Genomic DNA, 16,118 nt, shown 5'->3' with positions numbered 1-16,118 from the left:
CGGCTCAGGAACTTAGTTGAGGTTCCAGCTCAAAATAATCTTCTAAAGTATACTGCCCTACTGCAGGTGCTACACAGTCTACTTTGCTCACAGCCGTCATAAAAGCCAGTTTGTCGTAGAGGTTACGGCTGAGCAGCCGCACAAAAGGCAGAAGCGTATCCACATAATCGAAGGGAATTTCGGCTACACGTCCGTTATAACCCGCTGCATCACACACCAGCTGCGCCAGTTCCTGTCGTGTGTAGGTAGTGGGGCCGCCAAGCTCCAGGGACTGGCTGGGTTTTCCGATGCAATCGATTGCGATGCGGGCCACATCCCCATCATAAATAGGGTTCGTGAGTTTGTCTCCCTGGCCAAGCTGCCCAATGTGCCCTTTTCTTGCCATGGCTGCCATCTCTTCAAATACTGAAAACAAGGCAACCGGTTTTAGAATGGTATAAGTGAGTGAACTGTATCGTAAGGCCTTCTCGAAGGCGGCATGTGCCTTAAAGTATGCCAGCTGCGGATAGCGTCCTGCCCCGAATGCCGACACATAGATAAACTGCCGAACACCAGCCTGCTCCGCTTCTTTTAATAAATTGAGGTTTGCCTTGTAATTGATATCGTGAAATGAGCCACCGCCCTGGTGACGGAGGCTTAGATTTTTACCCAGAGCTGAGATCACTACATCAATACCCGTACAGCAGCCTTCCAGAGATACGGGTTTGGTAGCGTCGGCAAGCACGAGCTCTTCCGGATCCGGGAAAAGGGACTGTGCTTTTTTCAGATTACGCGCCAATACACGCACTTCATATCCATGCTGCTTTAGCTCCCGGAAAATATGCCTCCCCAGGTGCCCGGTAGCGCCGGCCAGTAGAACTTTTTTCATAGTGAAGGGCTGTTTGTTTCGCGTTAATTCCTATACGTGATAAACGATTGATATGCAGTGGATTAAAGGAAAAATACAATGCTCCACTACGCAGTTACTTCAGCTTTGTTCAAAAATTCCTATCTTCGGATATAATTGTGTGGGTAGTGGTTTTTGTAAGCCCACTAGTAGCTGATAGAATTATATGATGTTCTGGAATAAGTTTAGCAACGCCTTTGCGGTAGCTTCTATTTGTCTGGGCCTGGCAGCCTGCGTACCGCTTGAACAGCAGGGATATGCCACTTCGGGCAGTACGACGCAGCAGTCCGTACGCTATGAAGACTATGTGTACGATAACAGTATACGCTCTGTGCAGTGTTACCGCGGCACTGGCGGCCCGGAAGCAGTACTGGAACCTGCCGTTATTTCCATAGGACAGGAGCAGCCCATCCTGCTGGAATTTGATCGCCTCAATGCCGGTCCCCAGCGGCTCGTGGCCAAACTGGTGCACTGCAACGCCGACTGGACCCCTTCCGGACTGAATGACGCGCAGTACCTCAACGACTTCAACGAGTTCTTCATCACAGATGTGCAGAACTCCATCAACACCCGCGTGCCCTATGTCCATTACCGCTTTCGGGTGCCACGTGTGAAACTGAGCGGAAATTATGTGCTGCAGGTAAGTGAGGAGGGAGGTAATCTGCTGTTGACCAGGCGCATACTGGTATACCAGAACCTGGTCGCCGTAACTGCCAAACTTGGCATGCCAACCGGCCCAGAGGGGAGAGCAGCCCGCCAACCCGTAGAGTTCAACGTGTTTTATAAAGACTACGCCCTGGTGAATCCGGCACAGGAGGTAAAAGCTGTCATGCGTCAGAATCACCGCTGGGACAATGCCAAGGTATACCCAAGGCCGGCTTTTGTTCGCGATGATCAGCGACGACTGGAGTATGTGTTTTTCGAGGCGAAGGATCACTTCCTGGGTTTGAGCGAGTTCCGTTCCTTCGATTCGCGCAGTATCCGCTTCAAAGGTTTAGGTATAGAGCAGATCAATTTGGAAGCTTCGCCTGTGCATATATTGCTACAACCTGATCGCAGCCGGGCTGGTGCAGCGTATAGCCAGGACCCCGACGCTGACGGTAAAATGTTGTTTGGCAACAGAGAGTATGGTAACTCGATTGTGAATGCTGACTATACCTGGGTAGATTTTGAGTTGAAGACAGGAGAGGAGCAAGGCGAAGTGTATATACAGGGCGGCTTGACCGACTGGCTGTTAAATGACGAAAGCCGTATGCGCTACGACCAGGAACAGCAGGCTTATAAAGGGAGGCTATTGCTGAAGCAGGGTTATTATAACTACTACTATGCACTAAAGCGCGCCAATGGACAGGCAGCGGATGCCAGCTACTTTGAGGGGAGCCACTTTGCCACAGGAAACACTTATGACATCCTGATCTATTATCGCCCGCCAGGTTCCCGTGCCGACCTGTTGATCGGATATGAGGAGATTTTGTTCAATAACAGGTAACTGGGCTGCATAAATACCCAGTTGCTCTAAACCTGTCTTCCCTATTACCAACACCGGTGACTATCAGCTTTAAGTTTAGCAGTAAAGTCCATTGTTTACAAAAAAAGGCGGGAGAAATCCCGCCTTTTTTATTATTTGAAATTGTGTGGTTTATACATTGAAACGGAAGTGCATGATATCACCGTCCTGCACCACATAGTCTTTGCCTTCCACAGCCATCTTACCGGCTTCCTTGATCTTGGCCTCAGTCTTGTACTCCTGGTAGTCCTTCAGTTTGATCACCTCTGCACGGATGAAGCCTTTCTCGAAGTCAGAGTGTATAACACCTGCAGCCTGAGGAGCTTTCCAGCCTTTCTCAATTGTCCAGGCGCGTACCTCTTTCACACCGGCGGTAAAGTAGGTGATCAGGTTGAGCAATTCGTAAGAAGCCCGGATGAGCTTGTTTAAGCCAGACTCTTTCAGGCCATACTCAGCCAGGAACATTTCTTTTTCTTCCGGATCAGTCAGCTCTGCGATTTGCGCTTCGATGGAGGCGGATATGAGAACAACCTGCGCATTTTCGTTTTTCACGTGCTCTTCCAGGGCCTTAGAGTACTCGTTACCGTCGTTCATGGAATTTTCGTCCACGTTGGCAGCGTAAATCACAGGCTTGTCTGTCAGCAGGTTCAGCTCGCTGATCGTTTCTTTATCATCTTCGGTAGCGTCGAGGCTGCGGGCGTTCAGGCCCTGCTCCAAATGATTCTTGTACTTCTCGAGCGAAGCCAGTTCTTTTTTTGCTTTTGCATCACCTGCCTTGGCAGAACGCTGTACCTTGATCATCATTTTCTCGATGGACTCCAGGTCTTTCAGCTGCAGCTCTGTGTCAATGATCTCTTTATCAGAAATAGGGTCTACTTTGCCAGCTACGTGTACGATGTTCGGATCCTCGAAGCAACGCACCACATGGATGATGGCATCTACCTCACGGATGTTGGCCAGAAACTTGTTACCCAGACCTTCACCTTTGCTGGCACCTTTCACCAGGCCGGCAATGTCCACAAACTCGATCACGGTAGGCAGTACACGTTGCGGTGTAACCAGTTCTTCCAGGATCTGGAGGCGCTCATCAGGCACGGTGATCACGCCCACGTTCGGTTCGATGGTACAGAAAGGGTAATTGGCAGATTCTGCCTTAGCATTCGAAATAGCGTTGAACAAAGTGGACTTGCCCACATTTGGCAGTCCCACGATTCCGCATCTTAGTCCCATTTATCTTTATCTTGTTTTATACCAGGGCGCAAAGATACGAAATTTCAGTCAGTATAGGGCAGGGGCTGGGGGTATAAAAAAAGCCCGTGCTGGAAACACGGGCTCTCGGTCGCTAAACTAAAAACGGGGAGTCTATTCCCACTTCAGTTCTTCATCAAAAGACACCTCGGCATTGGCCACCGGTACCGGAGTTGCCTCGGTTTCGGCTGGTCTTTCGAGGGCGGCGAGGGCCTCTTCTGTCAAAAGTTCGGATTTAACGTGATCGATTGTGCCCTGCAAGGCTTCCATGAACTTCACGAAGTCCTCTTTGTAAAGGAAGATCTTGTGCTTCTCGTACGAGAACTCGTCATCCTTGAACTTGCGCTTGCTCTCTGTGATGGTCACATAGAAGTCGTTTGAGCGAGTTGATTTCACATCAAAGAAATACGTTCTCTTCCCTGCTCTTACTCTTTGGGAATAAATTTCTGCTTTGTCGTTGTTCTCTTCCACCGTGTTATAGACGTTAAATTCAACTTTCTGAACCTAAAGCTAACATATTGTTCTGATATATAAAAATTTTTGAATTTAAAATTTAGCCATTTTGCAGCGCTGCAGAGATTTAATTCTATATTTGTCACCGGACCAAATATAGTATAGTATGAATTTGCTTTCACTTATACTAGTATTTCTCTTTTCTTTCAATTCCGGTACGGCCCTTTATTCTGCTGACGGCAAGGCTTCTTACTACGCCGACCGCATGCACGGACACCGGACCGCCAACGGCGAGCGCTATGACAAAACACAGCTCACGGCCGCTCACGCCACGTTACCGTTCAACACCTATGTGCAGGTAACCAATGTGCGCAATGGCAAATCGGTGATCGTGCGCATCAACGACCGCATGGCACACAGCCGGCATCGCATCATTGACCTGTCCAAGGCGGCTGCTCAGCAGATCGAGTTGATCCGGGAGGGGATCGCCTCTGTACAATTGCACGAAGTTCCCGACGATGGGCAACCCGAAATGACAACCGTCGTTTCTGAGATAAAGCCGACCGGAAAGAAATAAGCCTATACCTGTATGAAAAAGCCGCTCACCCTAGCCGATATTCAGAAATTTGAGAACATGGAATTTCTGGCCAAGCAGCTGGTAGAGGGCTTTATTACGGGGCTGCACCAGTCTCCCTATCATGGCTTTTCGGTAGAGTTCTCGGAGCACCGGCTCTACAACAGCGGCGAAAGTACCCGCCACATCGACTGGAAAGTCTTTGCCCGAACTGATAAACTGTTTGTAAAACGGTTCGAGGAAGAGACGAACTTGCGCTGCCACATCCTGTTGGATGTTTCCCCCTCTATGTATTATCCGGTAGAAAGCCGTGGTAAATTGACTTTCAGTGTACTGTGTGCCGCTGCCCTGGCCACACTGCTTCGCAAGCAGCGAGATGCCGTAGGCTTGGTGACTTTTGCCGATACCGTAAGGCAGCAAACACCTGTTCGTTCCACCGCCTCGCACCTGCATACCTTGTTATTGCTCCTGCAAAAGCAGTTGGAAGAAGCACCATCCCGCACCAAAACGGATGTCGCTTCTGTGATCCACCAGATTGCCCAGCAAATACCGAAGCGATCGCTTGTCGTTATCTTTAGTGATATGCTGGGGCAGCACGAAAACAGCGATGCCATTTTTGCCGCCCTGCAACACCTGAAGCACCAGAAGCATGAAGTGCTGATCTTCCATGTGATGGACCGTCGCACAGAGGAGGAATTTGACTTTGCTGAGCGGCCTTATGTGTTTGTGGATGTGGAGACAGGGCAGGAACTTAAGCTACAGCCCTCCCAGGTGAAAGCCCATTACCAACATGCTGTAAGCAATTACAAGCGTGAACTGGAGTTAAAATGCGGACAGTACAAGATCGATTTTGTGCCGGTTGATATCAGCGAACCATTTGACAAGGTGCTGTACAGCTACCTGGTGAAGCGGGCGAAGGTGAGATGATTTAACCTGGTGCGTTATCTAATGACTGCCACAAGTACTTACAAGCTACCGATCGATAAGGCCTCCAGTTCTCTGCTATCTCCAGCATACGAGCTTTTAGTATTTTCCCGGATTCTTCCAACCCATAGTGTCTTTTCATCGCATTCTGTATACCCAGATCATCTACAGGCATCACGTCCGGTCGCTCCAGTGCAAACATCAGCAGCATCTCTACCGTCCAGCGGCCTATACCTTTTATCTGGGTCAGGTGCTGTATCAGGGCTTCGTCCTCCATGGCGTCTATAAGTGCATGCTCTAAGTTTCCACCTTGCGCAAAAGCTGCTACATTGCGCACATAGCCAATTTTTTGAAAAGAAAGTCCGGCTCCTCGGAGGGTTTCATCCGGCGTTTCAAGCACCAGGTGAGCGTGCGGGTAGTTGTCAGGAAAAAGTTCTTTGAAGCGCCCAAAGATAGTAGCGGCTGCTTTGGTACTGAGCTGCTGCGATACAATAGCACTGAGCAGCCTGAAGTATATATCCTCTGATTTGGCTGATTCAATCGACAGGCCTTGCTCCACGATCTGAGCCATGACCGGATCTTTTCTGAGTACCGTCAGTACATCAGAAGCTATGTGGTGCGTGTTTTCTGAGGCCATGGCTGCAGTGATGTAATAAGTTAGAACGGAGGTATAACAGGTGACGGACTAAACCGCCACCTGCTTTTTATTGAGGCTGTGCAGTACCTGCAGCACATGCTGCAGCATTTCTTCGCTCACATCCAAATGCGTCACAAAACGAATCATCTGTGGACCAAAACTGCTGGCACGTATCTGCTGCTCTGCCAGTGCGGCCACAAAATTTACATCTTTATACCTGTCGTTAAGCTTGAATATGACAATGTTGGTTTGCACGGGAAGCACATACTCCACGTAATCCGCTTCGTTTAAAGCTGCCTCCAACTGCTTCGCCTTCTGATGATCTTCTGCCAGGCGCTCCACATGGTGGTCGAGTGCATAGATACCGGCTGCAGCCAGGTAACCGCCCTGGCGTATACCGCCGCCCAGCACTTTACGAATACGACGTGATTTTTTGATAAACTCTTTCGTACCCAGCAGGAGAGAGCCTACCGGCGCACCTAGTCCTTTTGAGAGACAGATTGAAATACTATCAAAGTAAGTACCGTATTCCTGCGGGTTCTCACCAGAAGCTACCAGGGCATTGAACACACGGGCACCATCCAGGTGCAGGGCGATGCCATGGCGCTTGCATACCCCGGAAATAGCGGCTATCTCTGGCAAGGTATAGTAAGAGCCGCCACCTTTGTTGCAGGTATTCTCCAGGGCGACCAGGCGGGTGGGAGGGTAATGAATGTTATCCGGACGGATATGCGCCTCAACCTGCTCTGGTGTCATTTTGCCGCGTTCGCCGTGAACCAGTGCAACTGATGCGCCGGAGTTAAACATGATGCCACCACCTTCATACTGGTAAATGTGCGCCGTAATATCACAGATCACCTCCGTCATAGGCTCTGTGTGAGCTTTGATAGCGATCTGGTTGGTCATGGTACCGGAAGGGCAGAAAAGGCCTGCTTCCATCCCAAAAAGGGCTGCAGCTTTCCGTTCGAGGGCGTTTATGGTTGGGTCTTCTTCGTACACGTCGTCGCCTACCTGGGCGGCAAACATAGCTTGCAGCATGGCGGGAGTGGGCTTTGTGACGGTGTCGGAGCGGAGATCTGTTATGTTCATATCGAATTTGATGCTAGAAATACTTTACTTTGTAAAAATAATAACTTACTTTTGCCCTTCAAATTTAAATTTTGCAACGATGGGAGTTACTAGACTTAAAAGAAAAGACCGTAAGAATAAGGCAAGAGCAAACAACAAGGTTGCCAGAATTAAGCAATTGCTTTTGACGCCAGTTATTAAGAACGTGGACATGGACGAGCTGCGTGCTCAGTTCGGTGAAGCGCCTAAGAACAAGAAGGAAGAAGAAGCTTCTGCTGAGTAGTCTTTTACGGCAAAGTAAAACCATCTGCCTGCCAACGCTGTGAAAGCTTCGGTTGGCGGGTTTTCGAAAGACTTCAAAGTGTGCTTGCACCAGCAGGCACGCTTTTTTTATGCCCGCTTGCCAAGTTCGATCACCTGCAGATCGCGAATCTGACCTTCTTCAATAGCAAAGCGCATCATGGTGCGCACCTGGTGAAAACCGTGTCGGCCTGCCGCTCCGGGATTCAGGTGCAGCAACTTACCTAAGGTTTTGTCAGGCATTACTTTGAGGATGTGGGAATGCCCGGTGATAAACAGCCCCGGAGGGTTCGTCTTGATTTCCTGTCTGATATCCGGATGGTACTTGCCGGGATAGCCGCCGATGTGGGTCATTAATACATCCAGACCATTGACATCGAAACGCAGCACCTTCGGGTACAGTGAGCGGATGTCCTGTCCGTCAATGTTGCCATACACGCCCCGAAGGGGAGCCACCTCGCTGAGACGCTCTGCTACCATGGCAGTGCCAAAGTCACCGGCATGCCAGATCTCGTCCCGGTCAGCCAGGTGCCGCAGGATCTGATCATCCATATAGTCGTGCGTGTCAGAGAGGAGGCCTATTTTCATGCTATACCTTGTTTGCTTATACCTTCCAGGTTTCAGGGGATTGGCGCCACTCCGCCAGCGTAGGCATGGCTGACTCCGGGATGTAGCCATTTTGCATGGCGGCTTCGGTCAGCGCCTGGTAATCGCTGAGACAGTGCAGTGGAATACCTGCTTCCCTGAAGTTCTCCTCTGCCAAAGCAAACCCATAGGTGAAGATCGCTGCCATACCTACTACATTGCCGCCTGCAGATCGTACGGCTTCTGCTGCCTTCAGTGAGCTGCCACCTGTTGATATCAGGTCTTCCACCATGACAACTTTTTGGCCGGAGATCAGCTTACCTTCGATCTGGTTGGCCATACCGTGACTCTTTGGCTGAGGGCGTACATACAAGAAAGGCATTTCCAGCAGATCGGCGACCAGTGCCCCCTGGGCTATACCTGCCGTGGCAACCCCTGCGATGGCCTCAGCCTCCGGAAAGTTCTGTTTGATCATTTCAGCTAATTGCTGCTTGATATAACTCCGGATGTGCGGGAAGGATAAGGTCACGCGGTTATCGCAGTAGATGGGCGAATTCCAACCGGAGCTCCATTTAAAGGGCTGTTCTGGTCTCAATTTCACGGCCTCGGTTTCCAGCAGGAAAGAGGCTACCTGATGTGCTGTCGTCTGATTATCCATGGCCGAATTTAAGAAATATTTCCCCTTTTTAGCGACCTGTATTTTCTTTACAGCGAAATATTGATTGATTTGTGTAAATTTCAAGCCTGATATACGAGCACTTGACCCTATGAACGTTTTTATTAACGATATTCCGCTTATCCTCAAAAAGTCGAACGAGAAGGTACACCGCCATCACTACGATCTGGTGCTCGATGCTGACAACCACTTCACCTCTAAAGATCTGGTAGGGGATGTGCTGATAAAGGGGGCTGACCCGCAGTTGATAGATCGTATTGTACGGCTAATGGAGGTAAAGAAGCTGAAAAAGCTAAATTCGCTTACACTGGTTGCCAACAAGAAAAAACAATTGATCGAGCACCTCAAAGATCAGTTCAAGATCGTGAAAGCCGGAGGCGGGCTGGTGTTGAAAGATGGAAAAATCCTGATGATCTACCGCCTTGGGGTTTGGGACCTGCCTAAAGGCAAGCTGAACAAGGGTGAGAAGACGCAGGATGGTGCTGTGCGCGAAGTAGAAGAAGAGTGCAATATCTCGGTAGAAGTGTTAAATAAACTTCCGAAGACCTGGCATTCTTATGCTTTCAAAGGCAAGAAGATCCTCAAGAAGACAAGCTGGTACTTGATGGAGTGTACAGATGACAGCCTGATGAAGCCGCAGGCGGAGGAGTTTATAGAAGAAGTGCGCTGGATGACACCGGAAGAGGCCATGGAAGTGCTGCCTAAAGCCTATACCTCGATTGCCTTTATTGTGCGGGAATATCTCCAATCGCTGAAATCTGGAAAGGTATAAATTCGTCTACATTGCCACCAAAGCGATGAATTTCGCGGATGATCGTAGAGCTGATGGCCGCCAAAGCTGGTGAGGTGATCAGGAACACGGTCTCCAGCTCTTTGTTGATATGACGGTTAGCCTGGGCTATCGTGTTTTCATATTCGAAGTCGGTGGTGTTGCGCAGTCCGCGCAGCAAAAAAGTAGCGTTTACTTCACGGGCAAATTCTGCTGTAAGTCCTTTATAAGAGCGTGCCGTAATATTGGGCTTATCTTTGAAAACCTCTCCGATAATATCCACCATCTTCTCTACTGGAATGTAGCGTTGTTTGCTGCTGTTGTTGCCAATGGCGATCACAATCTCATCAAACATTTTAGAACCACGCAACACCACGTCCAAATGGCCATTGGTAAAGGGGTCAAAGGATCCGGGGAAAATGGCAACTCTTTTCATGTTGATTTTGATTAAGCGATTGAGTAATTCTTAATTATTGAATGAGTTAATTTCAGGATGAGTGATTGAATGAAGTTAAAGGCAAAATGTTCTCGTGAATATGTAAAATATTGGTTTATAGCTAAGTATAAACTTTGATTCTTCTCAATCACTTAAACACTCATTCGCTCAATCACTAAATAATAACCTACTCACAAAAGTGTAAGCTGAAGAGTTCGAAGTAGCGGTGGTCGAATAGGTCGTCGAACTTGTAGCTGTAGCCCACATCAGCAGGTCGCTTGCCAAATTTTACTTGTCTGATGTATTTTTTGAGCATGTTGAAGAGGCTCGAGTCGGGGGTAATATCGCCCCAGGCGGTGATCGTTTCCTGTTCAGGGTTCATCTTCTGCTCCTGCATCACAAAGATGACGAAGTAAATGAAGTCCTCAGGACTCAGGTAATGAAACACGTTGCAGAACTGCAGGCCATTTTCATCCACTACCAACACAGTCACATAATTCCGCTCCACAAAGAGGTGCATTACGCGGCCTGCATTACGGTCAGTCTGGTGCAGCACACTCTTGATCAGGGAGCTGGTCTGGTGGGTAAACTGGACCGTGCGCTCCGGGAAAACGCTTTGCGCCATTCGGTAAATCACCCCATCGATCGCAAAGATGTTGACAGCATCCAGCCCGAAGGTGCGGTTGTACAGAATGACATGCTGCTGTGGGTCGAGATTGCTGTGCAGGCGCAGGTAGTCTTCCTGATGAGTCGGGTCAAACAGTGTTTCCGGTACAAGGGTAAAGAACTGATTGCTCACGCTGATGCGGACATCCAGCCAGCGCTGCTCCTGTAAGATAGGACTTTGGTCGGCGATCAGGCGCAGCTGCTCCGCTATCTGAAGCGGCGTGAATACCGTAATAAGCTCGTAATCTTCCAGCGCGACAAACTTGTTGCGCTCCACGTCAGCAACGGCCAGTCGCATGGCTCTGGAGCTGATGGCAACGTACAGGTTGCAATTGCCTGCCTGTGAAAGCTTAAAAGCCTCATCCTGTATCTGGTAAGACAGCCGAAAGTGCGTGTTGATTGTGTTCAAGGTATACGAGCTCCAGGTAATACTATATTGTGCTATGCAAGTATACTAAAAATATAGTAAAATGATCATGCCTGTACGAAGCGATGTGGCATCCCGAACAGATCATCCAGTGAAAAGAGATAATGCAGCACCCGGTGTTTGTCTGCCAACGGAATCTGCCGGATCTCGTCCAGGCTTAGAAAAGCCACCTCTTCGATAAGCTGCTGTTCGGGGCTAGCTTCCGGATCTGTACCTCTTACCAGTTCACCGCCTGTCGGCTCCAGCTCAAAGAACAGCTCAACAGCCTGAAGCGGCTCCTGTAAGAATTCATTCACGAAAAGAAAACGCTTTACTCTCGTCTGCAATCCTGTTTCTTCCAGTACTTCACGCATCAGGCAGGCCTCTACAGTTTCGCCATATTGCAGCCCACCGCCAGGCGGAGCCCAGAATGCTTCATTGTTGAGTGTTGGTTGATGGCGCACGAGTAGAAGTTTATCGTCTTGCAGGCAAATGCCGCACACGCGGAGCCTTACTTTGCCGGCATAAGCAGCGGCATTGGGGTTTAGTGTGTTCATGTTTGCGATAGCGGGGTATAGGTGGTAAATTTACAAAATGATTCAGACCTATAACCCCGATTTTCGGGCAGATATAAAAGAAAAGCTGGAGCGCCAGGAGTTTATGAAGCTCATGGGCTTTGAAGTAACCAGAATAGAAGTGGGCAGGGTAGAGGGGGAACTCGTGCTGGAGCAGAAGCACAAGCAGCATAAAGGCTTCGCGCATGGTGGCGTAATTGCTACTCTGGCCGACATTGTAGCAGGTTTTGCTGCCGTAAGTCTGGTGCCCAGGGGCCATCACGTAGTCACAGCCGAGATCAAGGTATCCTATTTCCATCCGGGTGTGGGTGACAAACTGATTGCCAAAGGCTTTGTGCTGAAGCAGGGGCGTAAGCTTAATTTCTGTGAGGCTGAGGTATATGTGGTGAAAGGAGCGGAGGAGCCATTGCTCATCGCCAAAGCAAGCGCTTCCATGGCGAACATTGCACCAGAAGAGTTGAGGAGTTAAATGATGCGTCCAGTAGAGGCACTTAGAACAAGTTTTCCGTTTGAGCCTACCCAGGACCAGGCGCGGCTATTCGCCAAGCTTGATGAATTTATAATGGACACCGAAGCCGAGAAATCGGTGTTTTTACTCAAAGGCTATGCCGGTACGGGTAAGACCACGGTCGTAACATCGCTGGTGAAGATACTCCGCACCTTTGGCTACAAGTATGTGCTGCTGGCCCCAACTGGTCGTGCTGCCAAGGTTATGGCTTCTTACAGTGGCCGCAAGGCCTTTACCATCCACAAAAAGATCTACCGGCAGACAGCAAATCCTTATTCCGAGGGATTATCATTTACCCGTATGCCAAACAAATCAGACAAGACCTTCTATATCGTGGACGAGTCTTCGATGATCTCGGATGACAGCGGCTTTGGGCAGAACGGTTTGCTGCAGGACCTGTTGGGCTATGTGTTTGAAAACAAAAGCAACAAACTGCTGCTGATAGGCGATACGGCCCAGTTGCCGCCAGTGAACCAGACGCTGAGTCCGGCCCTCAATGCAGATTACCTGAAGCATAACTTCCGTTGCCAGGTACACGAGTTGGAACTGCGCCAGGTTATGCGACAGGCCGAAGCCTCAGGTATACTTATGAATGCCACGCAGCTGCGCAACCAGCTGCAGGGTGACAAGCCTGACATCAAACTGCACACCAAAGGCTGGCGCGATATTTACCGCATGACAGGCGAAAAATTGGAAGACGGCTTAAGGTATGCTTATGATAAATTCGGTATCGAGAACTCCATCGTGATCTGTCGCTCCAACAAGTCTGCCAACCTGTACAACCAGCACATACGGCGTCAGATTTTCTTCTCAGAAGATGAGATTGGCGTAGGGGATTTTCTGATGATCGTGCGCAACAACTATTTCTGGTTGCCAAAGGAGTCTAACATCGGTTTTATGGCGAACGGTGACTTTGTGGAGATCACGAAGATCATCCGCTACGAGGACATGTACGACCTCCGGTTTGCGGATGTGCGGGTACGCTTTGTCGATTATCCGGAGGAGGAAGAGCTGGAGGTGAAGATCATGCTTGATACGCTGTACACCGATGCGCCGGCTCTGCCCGCTGACCAGAACAAAAAGCTCTACGATGCGGTGCTGCAGGACTACCTGGACATCAAAAACAAACGGGAGCGCTCTAAGGAGATGAAGCAAAACCCTTACCTGAATGCGCTGCAGGTCAAATTTGCCTATGCCCTGACCTGCCACAAGGCACAGGGCGGCCAGTGGAAAGCAGTGTTCGTAGACCAGGGCTTTTTAAAGGACGAGATGGTGAATGAGGAGTTTGCCCGCTGGCTTTACACGGCACTGACACGTTCATCAGAAGAGTTGTACCTGCTGAACTTTAGCAAGCAGCTATTGGTTGACTGATATATTTGGAAGGTTCACCAAAACGTTAGAACTTAACAACGGACGAATCGTAACAGCATTAGCTAAACCCTTTATACGTATGAAAAAATTAATCCTTTCTTTTGCAATGGCCGCACTGGTAGCCAGTGGTACCGTAGCGCAGCAAGGCCCTGCCAAACAAACGGCCGCTCCGCAAGCGCAAGCTAAATCAGGTCCTGCCATCACGTTTGAGGCAACGGAGCACAACTTCGGTGATATCGCGCAAGGCGATGTGGTGGAGCATACCTTTACCTTCACTAACACAGGTACACAGCCAGTAGTTATCGACCGAGTAGACGTAACCTGCGGTTGTACATCACCTGCCTGGACCAAAGAGGCTGTGATGCCGGGTAAAACTGGTTTCGTGAAAGCGAAGTATAACAGCGCCGGTCGCATGGGGCAGCAGAAGAAAGCCATTACGATCCATTCCAACACAGGGGAGCCTACCTATGTGTACATCGTAGCCAACATCAAGGAGAAGCCTGCCTCTGCCGCCAAAGCGCAGTAAGCAGCTATACTTTACCAAAACAGAAAGTCTCCCGGCAGATAACCGGGAGCCTTTCTGTTTTGATAAGTTCCTGTACCTTATAGTGCTTTGAGGATAGCATAAAACAAAGCAGCCCAGCCTACTATCAGAGCGGTCCCGCCGATTGGCGTGATGGCACCCAGCCAGGTAATACCTGTCATTGTCAGGGTATAGAGAGAGCCTGAGAAGATGATGATACCAATTAAAAAAGCCCAAGCGGCTATCTGTAAGGCAGGGTGCTCTACTTTGAAAAGCAGCAGGCCTACCGCCAGCAGGGCCAGGGTATGGTACATCTGGTATTTCACGGCCGTTTCAAATGTCTCGACACGATTGGTGGCACGCAGCATGGGAGCCAGGGCATGCGCTCCGAAGGCACCTATCATTACACTAAGTGCGCCAAAGGCTGTTGCTATTAAGAGTATGGCTTTTTGAGTCACTGTAAAAGATAGTTTGGTTTAATCGGGTGCTAATTTCCGACATAAATCAACCAATTCATAATTCCCGGTACAGGTTCGGGTAATCGGATATTAATCCGTCTACTCCCATTTCTTTCAACCGCTGCATTTCATTCTTCTCGTTAATGGTCCAGGGAATTACCTTCATACCTTTAGCGTGGCAATTCCTAATTAGCCCTGGGGTTATCAGCTTGTAGTAGGGGCTGTAGATATCAGGTATAAAACCCAGGGTTTCCAGGTTCTTGTTCAACCCTTTCAGGTTTTCAACCAACAGTGAAGTTTTGATGTGCGGATAGCGCCGTTGCAGCACCTGCAGCGTACGCACATCAAACGACTGAATGATCACCCACTCGCTCATACCTTTTGCCTCGATCACACCCATCAGCAGTTCCACAAACTCCTCGGGAGCGGGGTGCAGCTTACCGTCGCCGCCAGGCTTCGATTTGGTTTCGATGTTGTAATATACCTGGGGCAGTTCTTGTTGCTGCAGGTAGGTCTGCACCGAGTCGATCAGGTCGGAGAGGAGCGGTTTATAAGTCGGGAGCTTCTCCTGCTGTGGAAACTTGTCATAGAATTTAGTGCCCGCATCGAATGTTTTGATGGCAGCATAGTCCATCTGGTAGAGCACATACCTCCGCTTGTTGGCTGCAGGTATTTCGCTGCCGTCGGACAGGAGGTCGTGTTCCGGATTGATGTAAGGATCGTGGGAGAGCACCACCTGCTTGTCTTTGGTGATGTGCACGTCCATCTCCAGGGTCGTGACCCCCAGGTCCAGCGCCCTGATCATGGCCGGAATGGTGTTTTCAGGCATCAGGCCACGTGCACCCCGATGACCTTCCAGGTCGAAGGCAGGGAGGTGCCGGGTTGTGGTGTCAGGTATAGCGCCGTGTTGTGCAGACATGGTGCATGAGCTTATCAGGTATAGGAAGGAGGCAAAAAGCAGATTTCTGTGCATGCGGAGTTCTTTTCAGCAAAAAAAGCGCATGGGTAGGTATGGCTATACCTCTTAGTAGTTAACAAATCGTTAATTCTTTTAGCTGCCTCCTGCCTGGTTCGGCTTTAGCTTATTCGTCTTCGCCTTCCAGCGCTTCGATCACCTGCTCTTCAAATTCGTCCTGGCTGTCATACTGGGTGAACTCTATGGTTTTGCCTTTATGCTTCAATTCCTGTACCACGTCCAGCGCCACCACGAGCGGTTCCATTTCACGGCCTACCAGACTGGCATCCCAGTCCGGGCCCAGCAGCAATTGGTCGCCATACATACCCACGCACCAGTTTTCCAGAAACTCTACCAGTGTAATAGACTCTGGCTTGTAATCTGACCAGTCGTCTTCGGCACAGGCTTTGGCGCCATCCGCATTGGACCAGAACAGGATCACCTCTGCATCTTCGTACTCAGCAGAACTGGAAGTAGCCCAGGTATCGTCGTGTGTCAGGCCCCAAACGCTCTCTGTCTCAACGATGCGCTGGATGAATTTTCTGTAATTGGCTTCCATGTTTTCGTTGGTATTCTCTTGCATGGTGATGGTT

Annotated in this window: 20 protein-coding genes; 7 read left to right on the top strand and 13 right to left on the bottom strand. The window is 49.6% G+C overall.

Annotated features, from left to right (window positions below; all coding sequences use genetic code 11):
- Positions 1–4: 4 nt before the first annotated feature.
- Entirely contained in the window at positions 5–868 is an 864-nt protein-coding gene (locus BW972_RS09815; RefSeq protein WP_076421956.1) for an SDR family oxidoreductase, read from the bottom strand.
- Positions 869–1,052: 184 nt separating this feature from the next.
- Here BW972_RS09815 and BW972_RS09810 point away from each other — a divergent pair, with 184 nt between their 5' ends.
- Entirely contained in the window at positions 1,053–2,375 is a 1,323-nt protein-coding gene (locus BW972_RS09810) for a type IX secretion system plug protein (protein WP_076421955.1), read from the top strand.
- 150 nt (positions 2,376–2,525) lie between these two features.
- Here BW972_RS09810 and ychF read toward each other — a convergent pair whose 3' ends face one another.
- Both ychF and BW972_RS09800 read right to left on the bottom strand, forming a co-directional pair.
- On the bottom strand, positions 2,526–3,623 hold the full coding sequence (ychF, locus tag BW972_RS09805; protein WP_007657540.1) for a redox-regulated ATPase YchF: 1,098 nt from the start codon (positions 3,621–3,623) through the stop codon (positions 2,526–2,528).
- A 132-nt stretch (positions 3,624–3,755) separates the two neighbouring features.
- A complete protein-coding gene (locus BW972_RS09800; RefSeq protein ID WP_007657542.1) occupies positions 3,756–4,112 on the bottom strand; it encodes a DUF3276 family protein in 357 nt (118 codons plus the stop codon).
- Positions 4,113–4,260: 148 nt separating this feature from the next.
- Between BW972_RS09800 and BW972_RS09795 the strand changes: the two genes are divergently transcribed.
- Positions 4,261–4,671 carry a septal ring lytic transglycosylase RlpA family protein gene (locus tag BW972_RS09795; protein WP_076421954.1) on the top strand — a complete coding sequence of 137 codons (411 nt, stop codon included), beginning with the start codon at positions 4,261–4,263 and terminating at the stop codon, positions 4,669–4,671.
- A gap of 12 nt (positions 4,672–4,683) precedes the next feature.
- Positions 4,684–5,595, top strand: a complete 912-nt coding sequence (locus BW972_RS09790) for a DUF58 domain-containing protein (RefSeq protein ID WP_076421953.1) — start codon at positions 4,684–4,686, stop codon at positions 5,593–5,595.
- Position 5,596: 1 nt separating this feature from the next.
- Here the strand turns inward: BW972_RS09790 and BW972_RS09785 are convergent, their stop codons facing one another.
- The 4 genes from BW972_RS09785 to pyrE all read right to left on the bottom strand — a co-directional run bounded on the left by BW972_RS09785 (position 5,597) and on the right by pyrE (position 8,840).
- The gene (locus BW972_RS09785) at positions 5,597–6,229 is read right to left on the bottom strand and encodes a DNA-3-methyladenine glycosylase family protein (RefSeq protein WP_076421952.1); all 633 of its coding nucleotides are present in this window, start codon (positions 6,227–6,229) and stop codon (positions 5,597–5,599) included.
- Positions 6,230–6,277: 48 nt separating this feature from the next.
- Entirely contained in the window at positions 6,278–7,318 is a 1,041-nt protein-coding gene (locus BW972_RS09780; protein WP_076421951.1) for a threonine aldolase family protein, read from the bottom strand.
- 369 nt (positions 7,319–7,687) lie between these two features.
- Complete coding sequence (locus BW972_RS09770) at positions 7,688–8,185, bottom strand: metallophosphoesterase family protein (RefSeq protein WP_007657546.1); 498 nt, start codon at positions 8,183–8,185, stop codon at positions 7,688–7,690.
- A 16-nt stretch (positions 8,186–8,201) separates the two neighbouring features.
- Positions 8,202–8,840, bottom strand: a complete 639-nt coding sequence (gene pyrE / locus BW972_RS09765; protein WP_007657548.1) for an orotate phosphoribosyltransferase — start codon at positions 8,838–8,840, stop codon at positions 8,202–8,204.
- 109 nt (positions 8,841–8,949) lie between these two features.
- On the opposite strand from pyrE, the gene BW972_RS09760 reads away from it, so the two are divergent.
- Positions 8,950–9,630, top strand: a complete 681-nt coding sequence (locus BW972_RS09760; protein WP_007657550.1) for an NUDIX hydrolase — start codon at positions 8,950–8,952, stop codon at positions 9,628–9,630.
- On the opposite strand, the gene coaD is transcribed toward BW972_RS09760, so the two are convergent.
- The 3 genes from coaD to BW972_RS09745 all read right to left on the bottom strand — a co-directional run bounded on the left by coaD (position 9,584) and on the right by BW972_RS09745 (position 11,692).
- Complete coding sequence (gene coaD / locus BW972_RS09755; RefSeq protein WP_076421950.1) at positions 9,584–10,063, bottom strand: pantetheine-phosphate adenylyltransferase; 480 nt, start codon at positions 10,061–10,063, stop codon at positions 9,584–9,586. The two genes, BW972_RS09760 and coaD, sit on opposite strands and share 47 nt — an antisense overlap.
- A 187-nt stretch (positions 10,064–10,250) precedes the next feature.
- Positions 10,251–11,138: a DUF3822 family protein gene (locus tag BW972_RS09750; RefSeq protein ID WP_007657553.1), complete on the bottom strand. Its 888-nt coding sequence runs from the start codon at positions 11,136–11,138 to the stop codon at positions 10,251–10,253.
- A gap of 65 nt (positions 11,139–11,203) precedes the next feature.
- A complete protein-coding gene (locus tag BW972_RS09745) occupies positions 11,204–11,692 on the bottom strand; it encodes an NUDIX domain-containing protein (protein WP_007657554.1) in 489 nt (162 codons plus the stop codon).
- Between the two features lie 37 nt (positions 11,693–11,729).
- Between BW972_RS09745 and BW972_RS09740 the strand changes: the two genes are divergently transcribed.
- From BW972_RS09740 to BW972_RS09730, 3 genes are all read left to right on the top strand, one after another.
- A complete protein-coding gene (locus BW972_RS09740; RefSeq protein WP_076421949.1) occupies positions 11,730–12,179 on the top strand; it encodes a PaaI family thioesterase in 450 nt (149 codons plus the stop codon).
- A 3-nt stretch (positions 12,180–12,182) separates the two neighbouring features.
- Positions 12,183–13,589: an ATP-dependent DNA helicase gene (locus tag BW972_RS09735; RefSeq protein ID WP_083674143.1), complete on the top strand. Its 1,407-nt coding sequence runs from the start codon at positions 12,183–12,185 to the stop codon at positions 13,587–13,589.
- Positions 13,590–13,668: 79 nt separating this feature from the next.
- Complete coding sequence (locus BW972_RS09730) at positions 13,669–14,115, top strand: DUF1573 domain-containing protein (RefSeq protein ID WP_007657556.1); 447 nt, start codon at positions 13,669–13,671, stop codon at positions 14,113–14,115.
- A gap of 77 nt (positions 14,116–14,192) precedes the next feature.
- On the opposite strand, the gene BW972_RS09725 is transcribed toward BW972_RS09730, so the two are convergent.
- The 3 genes from BW972_RS09725 to BW972_RS09715 all read right to left on the bottom strand — a co-directional run bounded on the left by BW972_RS09725 (position 14,193) and on the right by BW972_RS09715 (position 16,108).
- A complete protein-coding gene (locus tag BW972_RS09725) occupies positions 14,193–14,516 on the bottom strand; it encodes a DUF423 domain-containing protein (protein ID WP_007657557.1) in 324 nt (107 codons plus the stop codon).
- A gap of 109 nt (positions 14,517–14,625) precedes the next feature.
- Positions 14,626–15,543 (bottom strand): glycerophosphodiester phosphodiesterase, encoded by a 918-nt coding sequence (locus BW972_RS09720; protein WP_007657558.1) that lies wholly within the window; start codon positions 15,541–15,543, stop codon positions 14,626–14,628.
- A 109-nt stretch (positions 15,544–15,652) separates the two neighbouring features.
- Positions 15,653–16,108 carry a DUF2750 domain-containing protein gene (locus BW972_RS09715; protein WP_007657560.1) on the bottom strand — a complete coding sequence of 152 codons (456 nt, stop codon included), beginning with the start codon at positions 16,106–16,108 and terminating at the stop codon, positions 15,653–15,655.
- Positions 16,109–16,118 lie beyond the last annotated feature (10 nt).

The organism is Pontibacter lucknowensis (assembly GCF_900156415.1).
GTDB lineage: Bacteria > Bacteroidota > Bacteroidia > Cytophagales > Hymenobacteraceae > Pontibacter > Pontibacter lucknowensis.
The sequence above is the reverse complement of the archived record's forward strand: the minus strand, read 5'-3'. Positions and strand labels throughout refer to the sequence as shown.

Excerpts from the sequence above, each read along its gene's own strand:
- BW972_RS09720 (WP_007657558.1), bottom strand. The coding sequence starts at position 15,543 with ATGCACAGAAATCTGCTTTTTGCCTCCTTCCTATACCTGATAAGCTCA.
- BW972_RS09810 (WP_076421955.1), top strand. The coding sequence starts at position 1,053 with ATGATGTTCTGGAATAAGTTTAGCAACGCCTTTGCGGTAGCTTCTATT.
- BW972_RS09785 (WP_076421952.1), bottom strand. The coding sequence starts at position 6,229 with ATGGCCTCAGAAAACACGCACCACATAGCTTCTGATGTACTGACGGTA.
- coaD (WP_076421950.1), bottom strand. The coding sequence starts at position 10,063 with ATGAAAAGAGTTGCCATTTTCCCCGGATCCTTTGACCCCTTTACCAAT.
- ychF (WP_007657540.1), bottom strand. The coding sequence starts at position 3,623 with ATGGGACTAAGATGCGGAATCGTGGGACTGCCAAATGTGGGCAAGTCC.
- BW972_RS09730 (WP_007657556.1), top strand. The coding sequence starts at position 13,669 with ATGAAAAAATTAATCCTTTCTTTTGCAATGGCCGCACTGGTAGCCAGT.
- BW972_RS09790 (WP_076421953.1), top strand. The coding sequence starts at position 4,684 with ATGAAAAAGCCGCTCACCCTAGCCGATATTCAGAAATTTGAGAACATG.
- BW972_RS09725 (WP_007657557.1), bottom strand. The coding sequence starts at position 14,516 with ATGATAGGTGCCTTCGGAGCGCATGCCCTGGCTCCCATGCTGCGTGCC.
- BW972_RS09780 (WP_076421951.1), bottom strand. The coding sequence starts at position 7,318 with ATGAACATAACAGATCTCCGCTCCGACACCGTCACAAAGCCCACTCCC.
- BW972_RS09740 (WP_076421949.1), top strand. The coding sequence starts at position 11,730 with ATGATTCAGACCTATAACCCCGATTTTCGGGCAGATATAAAAGAAAAG.
- BW972_RS09715 (WP_007657560.1), bottom strand. The coding sequence starts at position 16,108 with ATGCAAGAGAATACCAACGAAAACATGGAAGCCAATTACAGAAAATTC.
- BW972_RS09735 (WP_083674143.1), top strand. The coding sequence starts at position 12,183 with ATGCGTCCAGTAGAGGCACTTAGAACAAGTTTTCCGTTTGAGCCTACC.
- pyrE (WP_007657548.1), bottom strand. The coding sequence starts at position 8,840 with ATGGATAATCAGACGACAGCACATCAGGTAGCCTCTTTCCTGCTGGAA.
- BW972_RS09770 (WP_007657546.1), bottom strand. The coding sequence starts at position 8,185 with ATGAAAATAGGCCTCCTCTCTGACACGCACGACTATATGGATGATCAG.
- BW972_RS09745 (WP_007657554.1), bottom strand. The coding sequence starts at position 11,692 with ATGAACACACTAAACCCCAATGCCGCTGCTTATGCCGGCAAAGTAAGG.
- BW972_RS09795 (WP_076421954.1), top strand. The coding sequence starts at position 4,261 with ATGAATTTGCTTTCACTTATACTAGTATTTCTCTTTTCTTTCAATTCC.
- BW972_RS09760 (WP_007657550.1), top strand. The coding sequence starts at position 8,950 with ATGAACGTTTTTATTAACGATATTCCGCTTATCCTCAAAAAGTCGAAC.
- BW972_RS09815 (WP_076421956.1), bottom strand. The coding sequence starts at position 868 with ATGAAAAAAGTTCTACTGGCCGGCGCTACCGGGCACCTGGGGAGGCAT.